The organism is Pseudonocardia sp. EV170527-09 (assembly GCF_008369905.1).
Lineage (GTDB): Bacteria > Actinomycetota > Actinomycetes > Mycobacteriales > Pseudonocardiaceae > Pseudonocardia.
Map to the genome: position 1 here is coordinate 1 of NZ_VRMC01000257.1, position 1,038 is coordinate 1,038.

The 1,038-nt window shown below is 74.2% G+C and carries 1 protein-coding gene; it reads right to left on the reverse strand.

Going from position 1 to position 1,038, the window contains the following annotated elements; genetic code table 11:
* Window positions 1–46: 46 nt before the first annotated feature.
* Window positions 47–910: a hypothetical protein gene (locus FVA95_RS28935; RefSeq protein ID WP_161992530.1), complete on the reverse strand. Its 864-nt coding sequence runs from the start codon at window positions 908–910 to the stop codon at window positions 47–49.
* Window positions 911–1,038: the final 128 nt, after the last annotated feature.

Below are 1,038 nucleotides of genomic sequence, written 5' to 3' on the forward strand. Positions count from 1 at the left end.
TGATCTTCGGTCCGACGCGCCGGACCAACGACAAACCAGCTCGTACCTACAGCGACATCAGAGCCCGTACGCGGACAGCCGAGACCGGCCGGTCGGTGTCGGCGAGCTCGGTCCGCGCGCGTGCCAGGCGCCGCACGCGGACCACCTCGCAGACGGAGCGGCCGTCGGCGCTGTAGACCCGGTGGACGGTGCGGACCGAGACACCGTGCGCCGCCGCGATCTCCTGCGGCGACACCCCGGCGAGCAGATTGCGGTCGATCCACCGGTCCATCCGGGCTCGCAGCGCCGGGCGGACCGCGTCCGTGCCGGGGAGCCCGGTGTCCGACCGCAGCGCGCCCGCGACCAGCTCCAGCGTCGCGTTCCGCGCGGCCCTGACCGCGCCGCGGTCCAGCTCGGTCACGGTGTCGGCCAGCGTGGCGAGGTAGGAGGTCAGCAGCCGGGTCGCGGGTCGGGACCCGTCGAGCACGGCCGCGCCCCGGGCCAGCGAGCGCCCGCCGACCTCCTCCAGGGCGGCCCGCGGGATCACCAGGCTGCGTTTCGTCAGGAGTTCCCACACGGTGAACGTCGCGGGCCGGGTGCTGTCCCAGGCGACGGCGTCGCCCGGCCGCAGGCAGCGCTCCGCGGCGTCCTGGCACACGGTCTCGCGCCCGGCGAGCGTCATCAGCACGACGACGAACTCGCCGTCGGTCCCGGCGATCTGCCGCCGGGAGCGGCGGCCCGAGCACGGGCTGCACGTGCAGTCGACCAGTGCGAGGTCGTCGACCCGGGTCCGGCGGGCGGTCGCCCGGAACTCCCGCGGCGGCGGCGCCACGGACCAGGGCAGATGCGTCGCGGAGAGCATCCGCTCCCATGCGTCCGCGCTGTCCGGGTCCGCCGGGGAGATCGAGAACAGCTCATGGTCCTGTGGCACCGGCCCATCCCCGTCCGATCGCGCCGTCGCGTCGAGCAGGGTCAGCCTAGGTGTGATGTCCAGGGAGGTTGTCCCGTCCGGGGGCGGTGAGTCTGGCTGACAGACGAAGGCCTCCGGTTGTGAAGTGG